The organism is Ideonella sp. P3_A4, from assembly GCF_056403075.1.
Genome location: NZ_JBFUGE010001168.1, coordinates 1 through 1,054 on the forward strand (window position 1 = coordinate 1; position 1,054 = coordinate 1,054).

1 protein-coding gene and 1 pseudogene are annotated in these 1,054 nt (G+C 71.8%); both read left to right on the forward strand.

What is annotated here, in order from left to right:
* Positions 1-190 (forward strand): annotated as a pseudogene (locus AC1DYI_RS36685) (BMA_0021/BMA_0022 family TOMM bacteriocin); the annotation flags it as partial.
* 2 nt (positions 191-192) lie between these two features.
* The coding region (locus AC1DYI_RS36690; RefSeq protein ID WP_477208999.1) for a TOMM precursor leader peptide-binding protein at positions 193-1,054 on the forward strand (862 nt) is incomplete at its 3' end.

A 1,054-nucleotide genomic window follows, 5' to 3' on the forward strand; every position in this document is an offset into this window, starting at 1 on the left:
GAACGTGACCATCCGCGTCACCGAGCCCACAGAGTCCAAATACGGCTGGGACCCTGCGACCAAGAAATGGTCGCTGCCGCGCATGAAAGCGACCTTCGGCCTGCCCGTGGCGCCGCAGATCGAAGAGCAGCTGATCGCCTTCGCGGCGTACAACGACGCGGGGCCGACCTACCTCTTCACCTGCTGCTGAGCGTGGCGCTGCCGTCCGACCCTGTGCTCGCAGTCGACCACGTGCCGCAATGGCACGCCGGCTTGGCTGTCGCCTGCATCGACGAGCGCACCGTGCTGCTGCACAGCGAGCTGCGTCGCCTGGTGCTTCGTGGCACAGAGGTCGCGGCTGTGGCGGCCCTCATCGATGGCCAGCGCAGCGCGGCGCAGATCGCGCGGCAGCTCGCGCCCCGCCTGAGTGGCCTCGAGGTCGACTACGTGCTGCAGACGCTGCAGCGCGCCGGCCACCTCGACGCCACGCCGCCTGAAGCCCCCGCGCCGGTGATCAGCCTCAGCACCATCGGCCTGCCCGCCGGGCCGGTGGCGCTGGCGCTGGAGGCGGCCGGCCTGCGGCTGTCGGCGTCAGAAGGCGGCAACGCCACGGCGACATTCGAAGTGCTGGCCTGCGCCGACCTGCTGGACTCGCGGGTCGCCGATCACCTGTCGGCCGCGCGCGCCGCACACCGCAGCGTGCTGCTGGCCCGACCCGCGGGCGCGCAACCCACCATCGGCCCGTGGCTGGACCACTCACCGGGGCCTTGCGTCGACTGCCTGCTGCATGCCGTTGCCTGGAACCGCCCGGCCCAACGCTTTGTGCAGCAACGCCTGGGCCGCCCTTTCACCACGCCGGYGTCCACCGACGCGGCAACAACCGCCACCAGCGCCGCCTGGCTGGCCCAGGCTGCACGCCAGGCCGCAGCCGGTGACCGCTCGCTGCGCTCGACACTGCTCGCCTTCGACCCGCGCACACTGCAGGCCACGCGCCACGCGGTGCGGCAACGGCCGCAATGCCCACGCTGCGGCAATGCGCGGTGGATGTCGGACCAAGGTTTTCGACCACCAGCGC